Origin of the sequence: Mucilaginibacter sp. (assembly GCF_035492695.1) — a bacterium.
In the GTDB taxonomy this organism is placed as follows: Bacteria; Bacteroidota; Bacteroidia; order Sphingobacteriales; family Sphingobacteriaceae; genus Mucilaginibacter.
The window spans coordinates 160439-175873 of the sequence record NZ_DATJJC010000022.1; the positions used below are offsets into that span (position 1 = coordinate 160439).

Sequence of the window (15435 nt, forward strand, 5' to 3'; positions counted from 1 at the left end):
GAATTCATATAAATCAAATCGACACCGATGACCGAATAGCTACGCGGCTAATTGTGCCTGCTTGTTATTTCATCCTCCCCCAATAAGTTTCAGCATCCACTAAAACCATAACTTCTAACAACTGTTAATCTTCAAAGGCCTTATTGCAATTGGTTATTTATTAAAGATCAATATCATGACACTACCATTTGCTTTTGTATTTATCGGCTTATTTATGCTTGGAGCCATTATTCTGATCATCAGGCAATCTAAAGGGAAAAAAGAAGTTGACGATAGCGCAACCAAACGTAAGGATTCGCCGCAGGGCCCCGTTGATACATCGGCAGCCGAACGCCGCGCTAAAGCTCCTTTGAAAAGCAATTAACGCCTTTGTTTCAGGCTGTACCATCCCGAAGTTGGGGTTTGCTGAATGGTCCTCCTTTGGCGCCCGGCCAAAAACGGCACTAATTGACTACCTTTAGGCATGAGAAGACGTTTTTACTTTTTACCTATGGGTATTGCCATTGGCGCCGGCATAGGGGTAGCTATGAAGAATATAGCCATGGGTGTGGCAATTGGGGCAGCTTTGGGGATCGCTTTTTCAGTTATGCGGCGCGATTAAGCTTTGTAAACTTCCGTGCCTTCCAGCACGATGTTATCTACGTTATCAACCACTTCACGAATTTTTCCGTCCAGGTTTTTCACTGCATTTTCAAGCAGTTCAAAATATTCTTTAGGCGCCTGGTAGTCCTCGGCTTTTATCAGGTCCATCATCCCGGTTATGGTAGTAAGCGGCGCCCTGAACTCATGCGCCTGCATGTGCGCGATCTTTAACAACGAGTGGTTTTGGTCCACTATTTTATGTTCCCTGACTTTCCGGTCGGTCACATCGCGGATGATATAGGATATACCGATGATATCATTGTTCGTGTCACGCGCAGTTTCAAAAGATGCTTCCCAGTAAATAACACCGTGCGCCCCGTAGTCGGTGAAACCCTCCTCAAAAGCATGGTCGCCAACCAGGGCCATGTTAAAGCCCCGGATAAATTTGTCCGCAAAGTCCGGCGCAATATACCGCAGCATCATCACACCCCGGCGCAATTCGACCCCGTGAACCTTGCGTATAAAGTTGTAAGCTACTTTATTAAAGTCTATCACTTCGCCGCGTTTTCCTAAAAGCGCATGAAAATTCGGTGCGCTTTCGAAAAAAGACCGCTGTGTTATCTGCACCTCGCGAATGATCTTCTTTTGGCGCTCGAATTCGATCTTATTCTTTTCCAGCAGTTCCACGCTTATCCGGAAATCCATTACGCCGATGGCCTGTTTGCCCAGCATTTTTAGCATCATTTGCTGCTGTTCGTCCAGTACGTGCGGTTCAACGTCAATTACGCACAGGGTACCTATCCGTTCGCCATCATGGGTAATTAAAGGCGCCCCTGCGTAGAAGCGGACGTGCGGCGCACCGGCTACTATAGGGCTGCCGGCAAAGCGTTCGTCCTCGCGCGCGTCCGGCACTACCATAACCTCGTCCTGCAATATGGTGTACCTGCAGAAAGAGGTTTCCGTGGGCATTTGTTCCACGTCGGTACCTTTTCTCACCTTTAACCATTGCACCTCCTCCTCCACAAGCGTGAGCAGCGCAATAGGGGTATTGCAAACAGACGATGCCATTTGCACAAATTCCTGGAATTCGCTGTCAGTTGCCAGGTCGAGCGACTTAAACCGCTCAACCGCCAGTAAACGAATGTCGTCGTTGATCATTGCTTTGTTCTGGGTTGCGTCACACTTTATAACTGTAACCGGAACGACTAGTACGAAATGGGATCAAAAAAGGTTCTGAAATAGCCGCCAGGGCATCTTTTACCTTATTCTTTGTGGTTGTAAATAAAGCCTAATACGGCTGTAATCAATAACTTAAGCGCGGCGGCGAAATGCCAGCCGGTCAATTACGACCCCTATCAGAATGCCGGCCGTGTACGATACCAGGTCGCCCCATAAAAAGGTTTCGCCCAGCACCATCCTGCCGAAAAAAGTGTGGCGCAGGCTATTGATCCATTCCGCTTTATATAACTGGCTGAACTCGATGGCATAACAAATGATGATGCTAACCACAGCAATATTGCGGATGGTTGACTGAACATAGAAAAAGCGGAGCATAAAATAGATCATTGTCGCCCAAAGCACATCGCCCACCCAAAGCGGCACAACGCTGTATTTTCGGGATAGCAGCCCCAGGATGATAATAAGGCCGGTAATTATAAAATATATGATGCGCCGCCGGGCCATGGGTCAGTTTTCGGGTTGCAGGTTTTTGAATTGCTCGGGACTTATCTTCTGATATCCTGCCGGCGTCGAAAACACCCCTGCCGGCACCGGTTCAAATTTGATCTCTTTTATTTTTGTCGTCACCGGCATGCCGTTTTGTTTGGTGGTAAAGGCCAGGGGCACCCCGTAAGCAGTATCAAATACCATGGTCAAATAATTGGGTACAACCTTTATTTCCTTAGTGAACCAGGCTTCGGAAGTTACGCCGGTTGCCTTATCGGTCAATTCATATTTTTTTGTTTTATGGCCTGCCATCGTCATGGTGTCCTTTGTTGCGGCGTAAGCATAGCCCGTGCTTGCGGGCAATAACTCGGCCTGTATGTTTTTCGGATAATCCATCACATATTTTTTGGCTGGCGAGCTCAAAAGTACCCTTACAAGATCTGTCGGCTTATGCGTTATTACGGTTGTCGCTTCCGGTCCGGCCTGCTGTATGCTCACGGTCGAATCGCCTTTGAAATATACAATGGCCGTTTTAGGCAGGTAAGCTTCATAACTGCGAAGGCTATCAGGCAACTGGTATCCTATCGTATAAGATATCATTCCCTGCTTTACTTCTTTTCTGGCGCATGAACTTAACATGAATAAAATGGCGGTGAGGGATACGAGTGTTTTACACATAATTATTGGGTAAGGATGCAAATTTATCAAAATCCGGCGTGGCAAGCGAGACGCCGCTAATGTAACAAGCTTTGTTACAAAAAATTTCAAACGACCCTCAACATTTTCAAAATCCCTTACGTACAACACATTTACAATCACAAGATACTGAACTGTATAAAACTGTTACTTAATATATAACCGGAGAGATGAGAGAGATGAATTTAAAAGTAATGAACAAAAAATTTCAAGACCCTAACTTGATGACGACCATGAAAAAAACAGTATTGACACTGATCACCTGCGTGATTGCCATGTCAGTAACTATGAATGCACGGGCCCAGAACCAGCATGTGCTTACCAAATTTGGTGACGATGTTGGCACCCTGGACGGTATTATCAAAGCCTATTATGATGTAGTAAGCATAAAAAAAGGCGAAAAGGTTAATTACGAGCGCGACAGCCTGCTGCATATCCCCGGTGTGCGGGTCGGTTCAGCGGGTATCGATGCCAAAGGAGCCCCGGTATTGCATTATACCTCATTGAAACAATACCACCGCGAGTCGGATGCTTATATGGAAAAGAACGGTTTTTATGAGCACGAAACCTCGCGCCAGGTGCAGAGCATACGAAATATTTACCACGTGTGGAGCGCTTATGAAGAGCGTTACACCCCCGATGGCAAAGTTATAGGGCAGGGTATCAATAGTATAGAATTATATTTTGATGGTAAAAGGTTCTGGATATTAGGGTGGTATTACGATTAATTAATTACAGACGTAACCTTGGCCGAAACCAGCCGTAAAAATACACCGTAGTTGTTATTAAAAACATTGATAAAAATTTATTGAAGTGAACACAAAAACTGAAAACATGCCAAAAAGCAAGGTCATCGAGAATGATCTTGAAGCATTTAAGAAAACGGATGAGAAGCCCGCGTCGTCGCGTGCCGAATTGCTCGAAGAGTTCGATATGCTGCTGGCTAATTCTCAGCTCGACAACAAAAAGACCCGCAGGTACCTGGGCCGCATTCGTTTGCCGCGCCTTATTGGCGGCATAGGCGGTGCTGCAATGTGTGTGCTTGCTGTAGTTTTGGTATTAACGCCACCGGCAACACACGATAATAGTTTGAGATATGCCATAGCTTCGGGTATGCTGATAGCAGGCGCTTATATTGCTGTCAGGTTCGCGCTATAATATCTGCACGAAAGGAATAATATGTCGAGCCCAAATGCAAAAAAGGTATTACTGGTTGATGACAATCCATTATTCCTCAAAATACTAACACACGCTTTTACAAAATCAGGTTTTGAATGCAAGTCCTGCCCGTCGGCAAGCGAGGCCATCGACTACCTGAACCTCAATATTCCCGACGCCATTCTTTCGGACTACGAAATGCCGGAAATGAACGGCATCGAGTTCAGGAAGGCGCTGATCAATCATTCCGATTTTAAGGACATTCCCTTTGTATTCCTGAGTTACATCACCGATAAGGACCTGATGTCCGAGGGCCTCGACCTGCAGGCTGTCGATTATGTGGTGAAAGAAACACCGGTAAACGTGATCGTATCCAAGATCACTAACCTGATCGATACCGTTCAGAAACAACGCGAATTATCCGTTCTTGAAATTAAGAAGGCGGCCCTGGCTTTAAATATCCGCACCGTACCCAAAGTGGCGCCGGTGGTGCAGGGTTTCGATGTCGATTTCTGGCACCAGGCCTACCAGGATGTCCCGGGTGGCGACTTTATCGATTTCATCGAGGTTGACGACCGTTACAGCTACATTGTGCTGGGCGATGTTATGGGCAAAAAATGGGTGGCATGGTTCTTTACCTTCAGTTTCCTGAGTTATATCCGGGCGGCTATCCGGTTCGGTATCATGAACCGCGACTTTTCGACCGCCGAAATATTACAAAAAGTGAACAGTGTTATTTGTTATGATGATGCGCTGAAGGATATTTTATCGACCATGTCGCTGGTTATGGTGGATAAGCAGGAACAGGTGATTACCTACTCCGGAGCGGGCGACCTGCCGGCTTTACATTATAAGGCAGAAACCAAAGAAATAATGCAGGTTGACTCCGACGGCTTGCTGTTGGGATTATTTCCCGATGGCGGCTATACCGAAAAACGGGTGCAGCTAAAACCCGGCGACCAATTTTTTATCTTTACGGATGGCCTGATAGATTATGAAGAGGACGGCGAGAAAAAAACCGACTACAATTTATTTAAAGATAAATTGCTGAACATGATAGGCGATAATATGACATTCAAACAGATAAGGCAGCATTTGCTCCAGAATCTGTCACCCGCCCTGGTAGACGATTGCAGTATAATAAGTATAAATAAACAATAACACACTATGATCCAAGTAAGTAACGAAGGCCCGAAATTTATCACTGCTGATGTAACCATCACCGAGGCCAACCTGAGCAATTCCGACCAGTTTAAAGCAGAATTGGTGAGCCTGCTTGATCAGCACAAAAAAATAATCATCCTCGACCTGCAGGAACTGAAATATGTGGACAGTGCATTTTTGGGCGCCCTGGTAAGTGCGCTAAAGTATGCCATCAGCCTTAAGCTGGATATTGTTTTGGTGGGCCTCAGGAACGACATCCGCGATCTGATCAAACTGATCCGCCTGGATAAGGTATTCAAGATATACAACTATGCCGAAGAGGCGCAATTTGCTGTAAACAAGTTCTGATGCAAACCAGCGCTGAAAGAATGGTATTCGATTTTGATAACAGCGCTGAAAAACTGGTCAGCTCGCTGGAATATATGCTCGGTTATATAGCCGGACGTATCCCTGCGCAGGCCGACCGGGAAGATATCCTGTTCAGGAGCAAAGTGATCATCACCGAGCTCCTGACCAATGGCATCAAACACGCGGGCGAACATCATACCCGCTTTGATGTTGAGGCGGATCAGGGTAGGCTCCTTATTTCCAAAACAGACAACGGCGCGCCGCTTTACCTGGTCAACGCCCGCCAAACCACCGATGACCGCAAGCTCATCAGCGCCGACCCCTTAAACTCGTTATATGCCGTTTGGGAAGGCGAAAACCAGATCCGTTTCGCAAGCGAAGAAGGTTCGCTCGATGATTTCCTTTCATTCGAACAGGTAATGGAACACTTCGGCATACTCATCATCACCCGCTCGGCCGATGAATTTACCTACACCTGGGATAAGGGCACTTCGTCCAATATCTTTAGGGTGCTGATAGGGTTTTAAAAACCGCAGCTTCCCCGGCTTTCACTCAGCGGTTATTTAACAAATATTTGTACTATCTTAACATAATCTCTTTTTTAGCTAAATTAGCGGTAAATTGTGTCCGCTTTACACTATCCGGCAGAATAACATAACCAATTTATTCTAAACCATAACCATCATGAAAACAAGGATATTACCCTGCTTAATGCTGATCGCGCTTTTGTCGGCCGCAACAAACATGCAGGCGCAAACCAAAACAAAAAGCGCACCGGCGCTGGATGCCAAAATAGATGCCATCGTCAAAAAACTTACGCTCGAAGAAAAGATCAGCATGCTGCATGCTAACGGCATATTCAGCACGGCTGGTGTCGAACGCTTAGGCATAAGCGGGCTAATGACCGACGACGGCCCGCTTGGTGTTCGCGAGGATGTGAAGGAAGGCTGGGGCTCGGCCAACCTGACCACCGATTCGGCTACCTTTTTCCCAAACGGTTCTGCCCTGGCCGCTACCTGGAACCCGGAACTGGCATACCGTTTTGGCCATGACATGGGCGAGGAAGCAAGGGCGCGCAAAAAATACATCATGCTTGCCCCGGCTTTCAACATAGCCCGCACGCCGCTGTGCGGCCGTACCTACGAGTATTATTCGGAGGACCCTTTCCTTAATTCGCGTTTAGCGGTGCAGGCCGTAAAGGGCATACAAAGTCAGAACATAGCTGCCTGCGTAAAGCATTTTGTGGTGAACAACCAGGAGGTTGAACGCGGCCGCGTGAACGTTAACGTGGACGAGCGTACTTTGCGCGAGATATACCTGCCGGCTTTTAAGGCATCCATCATGGAGGGTAATGCGTGGACCATCATGTCGGCTTATAACAAGTTACGGGGCGTTTACTGTTCGGAAAATGATTACCTGTTGAATAAAGTTTTAAAAGGCGAATGGAAATTTAAAGGTATCGTTATCAGCGATTGGGGCGGCACGCACAGCACGGTTGCGGCAGCCAATAATGGCCTCGACCTGGAGATGGGCTCGGGCCCGAAATATGACAAGTACTTTTTTGCCACTAAACTGCTCGACTCGGTAAAATCGGGCAAAGTGAGCATGAAAGTGATAGACGAAAAAGTGCATCGCATTTTATGGGTATTGTACCACACCGCTATGAGCGTTAACCCACCCGCTGGAAAAATGAATACGCCGGCACATAGCAAAACGGTGTATGACATAGCGGCCGAATCGATCGTGCTGCTGAAAAATGACAAAAACTTATTGCCGCTGAACACCTCGTCCATCAAAAGCCTGGCTGTGATTGGCGATAATGCTACGCATACCTTCCACCTTGGTGGTTTTGGGGCGGGTGTAAAGGCAAAATACGAGGTAACTCCCCTGGCTGGTTTACAAAGCAGGCTGGGCAAAACGGTAGATATTAAATTTGCGCAGGGATATTCGGGCATGTACAGGCAACATGGCGCCAATGTGAATGCGCCTACCAAACCTGCCGATTCGGCAATGGTAGCAGAAGCCGTGGCCCTTGCAAAAAGTACCGACATGGCCATCCTGTTCATAGGCGGCAACCGCGATTATGAAAGCGAGGGAAGCGACCGCAAGGACCTTAGCCTTCCTTTCGGCGAGCAAACCTTGGTGGATGCCGTAACCGCAGCAAACCAAAATACCATTGTGGTTGTTGTCGGCGGTGCACCTTATGATATTGGTAAGATCAAAGAGAACAATCACACCATTGTATGGTCGTGGTACAACGGTTCCGAAAATGGCAATGCACTGGCCGATATGCTGCTGGGTAAAATAAACCCATCCGGCCGGTTGCCTTTTACTTTCCCCGCTGAATTGAAAGACTCGCCGGCCCATGCATTGGATGCCTACCCTGGCGAAAACCTGCAGGTAGATTATAAAGAAGGGATTTTAGTGGGCTACCGCTGGTTCGATACCAAAAAGATAGAGCCGCTTTACTGCTTTGGTTACGGGCTCTCTTATACCGGCTATAAATATTCGGGCCTGAAAACAGCCAAAAAAACATATAATACCGGCGAAAACATCACCGCTACGGTTACTATCAAAAATACCGGGAAATATGCAGGTAAAGAAACCGTTCAATTGTATGTAAGTAAAGATGGTTCAGCAGTTGAACGCCCCGAAAAAGAATTGAAGGCCTTTAAGAAAGTATTGATACCAGCCGGGCAAACGGCTAACGTTACCGTAAGCATCCCGGTTAAAAACCTGGCCTATTATGATGTTAAAACCAGCAAATGGGTAGTAGAACCGGGTAAATACAAATTGCTGGCCGGGTCATCCTCAAGGGATATTAAGGAGACTGAAACGATCAATGTGAACTAATACCCGCTTATGTTTGTGAAGGGGAATATTGCCGTATATATCAAATCTGCGCTCGTTGGATTGCTGTTTTTATTGCCTGCGCAGCAACTTTTTGCCCAGACCGAACTGATGCCTTACGGTAATTTAACCGGGATACGCATTAAGGGGCAGTTGATGGCGTTTGATACCCGCATTGTGGTTGCCGGCGATAACTGGAAGAAGGTTTATTTTACCGGTAAGGAGTTGCAGCAGCCCAAGTTTATGCGCAACGGCGACGAGCAGGTGGTGACCACCAAAATTGACAGTATTCATTTTACGGAGACGGTAAAGGATATAGGCAGAGGAAAAGCCAGGATAACTATCAAATGCTTTTCGGCGCAGGATACAACGCTTGATGGTATCTATTTTAATGTAATGCTGCCGCCTGCTTACCGGGATGGGGTAGTAAAGTTAGGCAACCAGGCCGAACATCAATTCAGCCAGACCGGTTTGGGAGCGCCTGGCATGCATTTGCAACACAACCTGGAGGAAATAAGTTTTTCGTCCGCATCGGATGACATCGGGGTGAAACAGGACACGATATCCAATATTACTTTTCGGAACGACGAAAAACAAAAAAATATTGGCTTATACTTTCCGATCTGTTCGGGTAAGATCGGCAAAGGTGTCATGTTCGAAAGAACATACGAGATCAGGGTGTCCGGTTCTATAGACGACTCGCCAGCAGAAATGAAACTGGATGCTTCGGCCCCGGGAAGAGTATTCGACGGACTGGGTGGCAACTTCCGCATCCAGAACCCGAAACTCGACCCTGAAGTGATCGATTATTGCCTCAAAAATCTGCGGGTAGCCTGGGGCAGGGTCGAAATGCCCTGGATAAGCTGGCAGCCCGATTCAACTGTCGATCCAGCCGCCACCGATACAGCAATGCTAAACGTCCGCGTTAAGCGCGCCATGGAAATGGCGCAAAGGCTCAGTCGTATGAATATCCCGGTTATTGTTACCGCCTGGTTCCCGCCGGCGTGGGCTGTCGAAGGTAAACTAAGCATGGGCCGTTCGCCCGAAGGTATCTGGGGAAATCCCCTCAAGGCATCGAGTATGAACAAAATATACCAGTCGATAACTGATTATATTATTTATCTCAAAGCGCATTACGGCGTCGAAGCCGCCGATTTCTCCTTTAATGAGTCTGACCTGGGTATCAACGTGCGTCAAACTGCCGAAGAACATGACGAACTGATCAAAGGTCTGGGCGCTTATTTCGCGTCGCATGGATTAACAACTAAGTTGCTGCTCGGCGATAATTCCGATGCCACCACCTACAATTTTATTTACCCGGCTATGAACGACCCGCGAGCCCGGCCCTACATGGGCATGGTTTCCTTTCATTCGTGGCGCGGCTGGGATACGCCAACCCTGCAAAAATGGGCCGACGCAGCCAAACAAACCAACTTACCTTTGCTGGTAGGCGAAGGCAGTATCGACGCGGCGGCGTGGGGCTACCCGCAATATTTTCTGGAACAATCCTATGCGCTCGAGGAGATCAACCTGTATACCCGGCTGCTCGCCATCTGCCAGCCTATATCTATCCTGCAATGGCAACTTACATCAGATTATTCGCCGCTTAAAGGCGGCGGCATTTTCGGCGATAACGGTCCGCTTGAGCCTACGCAACGCTTCTGGAACCTGAAACAGTTGGCATCAACGCCAAAGGACCTGAGATTCATGCCCGTTACCAGCAATGTCGCCGATATTTCATGCGCGGCTTTGGGCGATAACGCGAAGCATATCTATACCATTCACATTGTCAACAACGGAACGGGCCGCAAAGTGCATTTGTCGGGTATCCCGGCGGGCGTAAACAAGCTGAACATTTACGTAACTAACATCAAGTCAGACATGAAGGAAAAAGGCTCGGTGAAGATATCCAATGGCGAGGGCGAGTTTAAGGCCGGCGAGCGTTCTTTCATCACGCTTACTACGCAATAGCTTAACGGTGAAAACACCCGCGAGAACCCGTGTAAATACGCAGCCGATTCCGTAGTATCCCTGATGTCCGGCTTACCCGGCTTATATACTTTTGGGTATACCAAACACCTATTAGTATGAACAAGCTAACCTACATTGACGACTGCCAGCTGGACCACTTTATTTTAAGGAAGCTGCTCTCGCGTTTCGGGTCGCCGGTCGAAATACGATGCACGGGATCGGGTTCAAGGATAATGGACCAGCTATCCCAAAACTATGCGGACGAAGGCAGCCTGCCCGATATCATCTTGCTGGATATTGCCTATCAGCAAGGGTTTGATGCCTGGGAATTTTTGGACCAGCTCCGGTCGCTTTATCCGCGTTTGGCTAAGCCGATAGATGTGTATATCCTGTCGGCCACAAAATACCCGGCCGACCTGCTACACCTGGAGAAATATGATTTTGTAAAAGCCTTCATCATGAAACCGATCACGAAGGAAGCATTGCAAAAAATTATACGCCACCGGGAAATGTCGGTGGACCGCTTTGCCTTCATCGAGGCGTACAATTAACGCCTATTGCTTTTTACCTGTCAGGTTGATGAGGACGACGCTGGTATGCGGTATGCCCAAAGTGCTGCCCGGCGTTACATTAACGTACCGCGCCACATAGCCGCTGAGTATAGCCTTGATGGTTTGCATAGTAGATTTTTCAAACTCAGGATGAGAAAAAATAGTCGATTTTCGGAAGTGTATCACCCCCTGCGCGTCCACGAAGGCGGAGCAGGCATATGCAAAATCTTCATAAGCATGATGCACGGTGATATTATACTCGGGATACAAATAATCTATCGACGGGTCCATATCGCTCAGCGGGTCGTCAGGCTTTATCACCCGCTCTGCCGTCACGTATGGGCTATTGCTTTTCAGCGCCACCGGCTCACGGGCAGAGAAAGCGCTATCCAAAATCGTATTCGCCAGTTTTGACCGCGCCCGGATAAAGGCTGTATCTTTGCGGGTCGGCAGGCCCATTTGCTTAATGGCTTGCGCGGATTTTGTCTTCAGGTATTTATCCGAATAAAAGGTCATAAGTACTTTCGATCCTTCGTCATCCAGCAATATTTCCCTTTTTTCATTCACCCGCAACGACCGGAACACGATACTGTCGGGCGTCATTTTCAACAGTTGCAGCCACGAGTCGATCATATTAAATATCAGGTCGTGATCATAATATACATGGAAGCCATAATACCGTTGTTTTTTTGGACTGAACACCTGTACCGAATCATCAGAGATAAAATGGAACTTCCACACCGGTTCCAGTTGGTAACCCTGCTTGTCGAACACCTGGCCGTTGTCGAATATCCGGCGCACCTCGGTGTATTCAATACCCTTAACATCGCCGAAAAGAAGACCGTGGCGGGTATATCTTTTGCATGAAATATGAAGTACCAGGACAAGGATCAGCAACAGGAATGGCGTTCTTTTCATAAGACGGCTCAAAATAAATAAAAAAACGTTCATCTTTGGATAAATTGCCCTTCAACATCCAACCATGAAAAAAATATTTAGCGCTGCGCTGGGCCTGATCTTACTTTTGGCATCCCTGCCCGGATATAGCCAGGTGCGGGTTTTGCTCGATTCTTATTTTAACAATGAGCATATTAACGATCCTTCTGGTAAACTAATATCCACCCACTATAAATGGGAGGAAACGGACAACGGCGGCTTTTCTATTTTCGGCGACGCCTTTAAAAAAGCCGGCGCGCAGTTAAATACTTTATACGATGAACCAACTGCCGAAAATCTGAAGCGGGCCGATATCTATATCATCGTAGACCCTGACACCAAAAAGGAAAGCCCCAAACCAAAATATATTGAGCCAAGGGATGTGAAAGTGATAGCGGAATGGGTAAAGCAGGGCGGTGTATTGCTGATGATGGCGAACGACAGCGCCAATGTCGAACTCAAACACTTCAACACGCTGGCAGCAAAATTCGGCATCCATTTTAACGACGATCTGATCAATCACGTGACGGACGATAAGCATTTTCTGAACGGCACATTCCTCATCATCGACAACCCCATCCTCAAGACCGCCAGGAAGATATACATGAAAGATATTTGCTCGCTTGCACTTACCGGTCCTGCTGAAACGATGTTGAGAGATGGTGATGCGGATATTATAGGCGTGGCCCAATACGGAAAAGGAGCGGTAATGGCCGTCGGCGACCCGTGGTTATACAATGAATATACCAATGGCCGGCTTCCCAAAGATTACGATAATGATAAAGCCGCAAGCGATGTAGCGCAGTGGCTCGTTAAGCAAATACCAAAAAAGTAATTTGTCATTTCTCCTCGTTCCTCGTCGAAATCTTATACGCCCAGTATAGTTCGCTCGGCATGTCGTACAAGATTTCTCTCCGCTATGCAGCGGATTGAAATGACATTAACTAAATCACATCAGCAACGTATCCACCCGGTGGGCATGTACGATCTCGTCGCATGGCGACCAGGAGAAAATGGTAAAACGGCCATCCTGCGATGCCACCAGGGCAAAGGCATCACGCTGATCATAAACAAACTGCGCAGCGGCAAAATGCCGTGTGCCGCCGTCCTGCCCCGGGGCCACGATCTGCGCCTCGCTGTCAACAATAGGTTCGGTAACCATAATTTCTTTTACCGTTTCACTGCCATAAGGCCGGGTTATTTTGGCGCCGAAGGCCAGCAACTCGTTCCGGTCGTTGATTATCGTGGCCCCGTCTACAGCGGTGAGGCCCGCAACGCAATCTATTTCGCGCGCAAGTTCCTCCAGCCATAAAGCCAGGCTTTTTTTATCAACGTCTTGTTTCATCAGGTTTGCCAGCCCCATAAAAGACGGACTGATAGCATAAGATATCGGATCGATGATCGATTCGCGCCATTGCTCGCTGTCGGAAGGTACGATAAGCAGCAATCCGCCATGCCCGTGCGCCCGCATCGAAACAGCCAGTTGCACGTGAATATTCACCGGGTTGCTCCACGAAGTTTGTGCACTAAAACCAAGCAGCGAACTTAACAGGGCCGGGCAATCCGGGTAATTGATAGCGCCCTCGTCAATGATCTTTACCTCGTCGCCTTTCAGCACGGCCACGTTCACATATTTGCCAAAACCGTCTACCCGGCGGTGCTTAATAACCAGCAGCCCGGGCTCTATCACCTCCAGTACAAAACAAAAACCAGGTATGGTGTGTGTGGTGCCCCAGATATAAAGTTCTCCGTCATCCTGCCAGACACCCAAATGGATGCCCGAACGCTCGACAGCCGGGGCGAGTTTAGTCAATATCTCCGGCGTAAGCCGAAGGCGCTTTTCAAATACCAGCGGTTGTTCCGACTGTTCGGGTAATAGAAATGCGAGCGATATTTTCGGCGAACGCCCCTCTTCCTTCCTCAGGCTTGTCCAGAAAGCGGTATCAATAATAGCGGCAATAGAACGGCTTTGCGGAGCGGGGGCCAGGTTGGTTTCGCCACGCAACGCCGCAGCGCCCAGTTGTTCTTCAAAATGTTTTTCAATGGCGCCGGAAACAGAGCGCGCTGCCTTATACGCTGGTTCGCCGATCATGAGCCCGGTCACATTATTCATGCAACTAATTTACCCGAAAATATTGCGGAAAATACATCACCTTCCAAAATATTGCTTTTAAATGCCATTAAGGTACAGGTTTTACAGATCGGCGACCTCTGTCAGTTGTTTCAAAGCTGCTTCATTAACAATACGGATGCTCTTCCCCGAAACTTCAGCGATCCTTTCATCTACCAGTTCGTTGATCACTTTGAACAGTGTTTCGTAGGATGCACCGGCAAAAGAAGACAGGTCCTGCCGGGTCAGTTCAATATTGATAGCCCCCTCATTATTTATGCCGAACTGATTTTTCAGCGTTATCAACGATTGCGCTATCCTCCCTTTTACCGGCATATGCACCAGGTTGCGCATCCGTTTTTCGGAATCCTGGAGTCCGCCTGCGAAAAACCGCATCAATCTATAGGTAAGTTCATTGTTTACCCTTAGCGTCGATTCAAAAAAGTTCATGCTGATGTAGCAAACTATGGTGGGCTCCAGGGCAGTTGTCGTAACCGGGTAAATGGCTTCGTCGCCTAAACCCATATGGCCCAGTATATCTCCTTTTTTTGCAAATCGGATGATGAGTTCCTTTTCCTTATCCCATTTTTTGTGAACCTTAACCGTTCCCGAATAAATGAAATACATGCCCTCCACAGGGTCGCCTTCGTGAAATATCTGCTGTCCCTTTTTGATATGAAAGTTTTGCTTGTTGGCCTCTATCGCCGGCAACCAGTCTTTCAGGCAAAGCCTGCAAAGCATACAACTATTCAAGTCGCACCCGTGTTTATTAATTTTCATACTTCGTAAGGGTGCAATATTATGTTTTAGCTAATGATAACCACAAAACTTCGTGAAATTAATTGCGAATCATCTTAAAATAGTTATCGAGGGATACCTTTCCGGACCCTATGACCATGAATACTACCAGCAATACCAGGCATATGATAGATGCCGATAATTCGGTGTTGACCGGTGACAGCCACAAATTCACAAAAAATACCGCGCCGAAAACAACCGGAAGCTGTAACAACGCCGACAGCCGGGTAAAAATGCCTAACGCCACCAATGCTCCGCCTGTCATGTGTATAAAAGCGGCATAATACACTACAGCGATCAGCACCGACGGCGGAAGGGATATGTCCGCCCGGTTTTCGATAATATATTGAAGACCGGAGATGTTTTGCATGAACGCGATGCCTTTCAGCATCAGAAAAATACCTAAAGCAATGCGAATTGCATCGAGAAACCGGGGATGATGCCCATCGCCCCAGGCTTCAATTTTGTGTATCATATCCATAGCTCTTAATTTTATATAACCTTGTTAAAACAACATATAATTATATTTTATTATAAAACTATATAATTTTTTGCCAAATAAGCAATGTTTTTTATAAAATTAACATTGATTGCGGATAAATCTAT

At 47.3% G+C, this 15435-nt stretch carries 18 protein-coding genes; 11 read left to right on the forward strand and 7 right to left on the reverse strand.

Features of this window, described 5'->3' with window-relative positions; genetic code table 11:
* Nucleotides 1–175 precede the first annotated feature (175 nt).
* On the forward strand, nucleotides 176–364 hold the full coding sequence (locus VL525_RS14685) for a hypothetical protein (RefSeq protein WP_325387786.1): 189 nt from the start codon (nucleotides 176–178) through the stop codon (nucleotides 362–364).
* Between the two features lie 99 nt (nucleotides 365–463).
* Nucleotides 464–601: a hypothetical protein gene (locus VL525_RS14690; protein WP_325387787.1), complete on the forward strand. Its 138-nt coding sequence runs from the start codon at nucleotides 464–466 to the stop codon at nucleotides 599–601.
* Here the strand turns inward: VL525_RS14690 and VL525_RS14695 are convergent.
* The 3 genes from VL525_RS14695 to VL525_RS14705 form a co-directional block, all read right to left on the reverse strand.
* Nucleotides 598–1740 (reverse strand): GAF domain-containing protein, encoded by a 1143-nt coding sequence (locus VL525_RS14695; protein WP_325387788.1) that lies wholly within the window; start codon nucleotides 1738–1740, stop codon nucleotides 598–600. The genes VL525_RS14690 and VL525_RS14695 overlap by 4 nt on opposite strands.
* 153 nt (nucleotides 1741–1893) lie before the next feature.
* Nucleotides 1894–2265: a DUF2809 domain-containing protein gene (locus tag VL525_RS14700; protein ID WP_325387789.1), complete on the reverse strand. Its 372-nt coding sequence runs from the start codon at nucleotides 2263–2265 to the stop codon at nucleotides 1894–1896.
* Between the two features lie 3 nt (nucleotides 2266–2268).
* Nucleotides 2269–2925 carry a hypothetical protein gene (locus tag VL525_RS14705; RefSeq protein ID WP_325387790.1) on the reverse strand — a complete coding sequence of 219 codons (657 nt, stop codon included), beginning with the start codon at nucleotides 2923–2925 and terminating at the stop codon, nucleotides 2269–2271.
* Nucleotides 2926–3176: 251 nt separating this feature from the next.
* Between VL525_RS14705 and VL525_RS14710 the strand changes: the two genes are divergently transcribed.
* The 8 genes from VL525_RS14710 (at nucleotide 3177) to VL525_RS14745 (ending at nucleotide 10985) form a co-directional block, all read left to right on the forward strand.
* Nucleotides 3177–3671, forward strand: coding sequence for a hypothetical protein (locus tag VL525_RS14710; RefSeq protein WP_325387791.1), 495 nt, complete (start codon nucleotides 3177–3179; stop codon nucleotides 3669–3671).
* 106 nt (nucleotides 3672–3777) lie between these two features.
* Nucleotides 3778–4101 carry a hypothetical protein gene (locus VL525_RS14715; RefSeq protein WP_325387792.1) on the forward strand — a complete coding sequence of 108 codons (324 nt, stop codon included), beginning with the start codon at nucleotides 3778–3780 and terminating at the stop codon, nucleotides 4099–4101.
* A 21-nt stretch (nucleotides 4102–4122) separates the two neighbouring features.
* The gene (locus VL525_RS14720) at nucleotides 4123–5262 is read left to right on the forward strand and encodes a fused response regulator/phosphatase (protein ID WP_325387793.1); all 1140 of its coding nucleotides are present in this window, start codon (nucleotides 4123–4125) and stop codon (nucleotides 5260–5262) included.
* 6 nt (nucleotides 5263–5268) lie between these two features.
* Nucleotides 5269–5613 (forward strand): STAS domain-containing protein, encoded by a 345-nt coding sequence (locus VL525_RS14725; RefSeq protein ID WP_325387794.1) that lies wholly within the window; start codon nucleotides 5269–5271, stop codon nucleotides 5611–5613.
* The gene (locus tag VL525_RS14730) at nucleotides 5613–6140 is read left to right on the forward strand and encodes a hypothetical protein (protein ID WP_325387795.1); all 528 of its coding nucleotides are present in this window, start codon (nucleotides 5613–5615) and stop codon (nucleotides 6138–6140) included. Before VL525_RS14725 ends, VL525_RS14730 begins: the two co-directional genes overlap by 1 nt.
* A gap of 157 nt (nucleotides 6141–6297) precedes the next feature.
* Nucleotides 6298–8466: a glycoside hydrolase family 3 C-terminal domain-containing protein gene (locus VL525_RS14735; protein ID WP_325387796.1), complete on the forward strand. Its 2169-nt coding sequence runs from the start codon at nucleotides 6298–6300 to the stop codon at nucleotides 8464–8466.
* Nucleotides 8467–8475: 9 nt separating this feature from the next.
* Nucleotides 8476–10434 (forward strand): hypothetical protein, encoded by a 1959-nt coding sequence (locus VL525_RS14740; protein WP_325387797.1) that lies wholly within the window; start codon nucleotides 8476–8478, stop codon nucleotides 10432–10434.
* A gap of 116 nt (nucleotides 10435–10550) precedes the next feature.
* Nucleotides 10551–10985 (forward strand): hypothetical protein, encoded by a 435-nt coding sequence (locus tag VL525_RS14745; protein WP_325387798.1) that lies wholly within the window; start codon nucleotides 10551–10553, stop codon nucleotides 10983–10985.
* A 3-nt stretch (nucleotides 10986–10988) separates the two neighbouring features.
* On the opposite strand, the gene VL525_RS14750 is transcribed toward VL525_RS14745, so the two are convergent.
* Nucleotides 10989–11903, reverse strand: a complete 915-nt coding sequence (locus VL525_RS14750; RefSeq protein WP_325387799.1) for a hypothetical protein — start codon at nucleotides 11901–11903, stop codon at nucleotides 10989–10991.
* Between the two features lie 64 nt (nucleotides 11904–11967).
* Between VL525_RS14750 and VL525_RS14755 the strand changes: the two genes are divergently transcribed.
* Nucleotides 11968–12756, forward strand: a complete 789-nt coding sequence (locus VL525_RS14755) for a hypothetical protein (protein WP_325387800.1) — start codon at nucleotides 11968–11970, stop codon at nucleotides 12754–12756.
* 114 nt (nucleotides 12757–12870) lie between these two features.
* On the opposite strand, the gene VL525_RS14760 is transcribed toward VL525_RS14755, so the two are convergent.
* The 3 genes from VL525_RS14760 to VL525_RS14770 form a co-directional block, all read right to left on the reverse strand.
* Complete coding sequence (locus VL525_RS14760) at nucleotides 12871–14034, reverse strand: putative sensor domain DACNV-containing protein (protein ID WP_325387801.1); 1164 nt, start codon at nucleotides 14032–14034, stop codon at nucleotides 12871–12873.
* A gap of 81 nt (nucleotides 14035–14115) precedes the next feature.
* Entirely contained in the window at nucleotides 14116–14811 is a 696-nt protein-coding gene (locus VL525_RS14765) for a Crp/Fnr family transcriptional regulator (RefSeq protein WP_325387802.1), read from the reverse strand.
* A gap of 58 nt (nucleotides 14812–14869) precedes the next feature.
* Nucleotides 14870–15304, reverse strand: a complete 435-nt coding sequence (locus VL525_RS14770) for a DoxX family protein (protein ID WP_325387803.1) — start codon at nucleotides 15302–15304, stop codon at nucleotides 14870–14872.
* Nucleotides 15305–15435 lie beyond the last annotated feature (131 nt).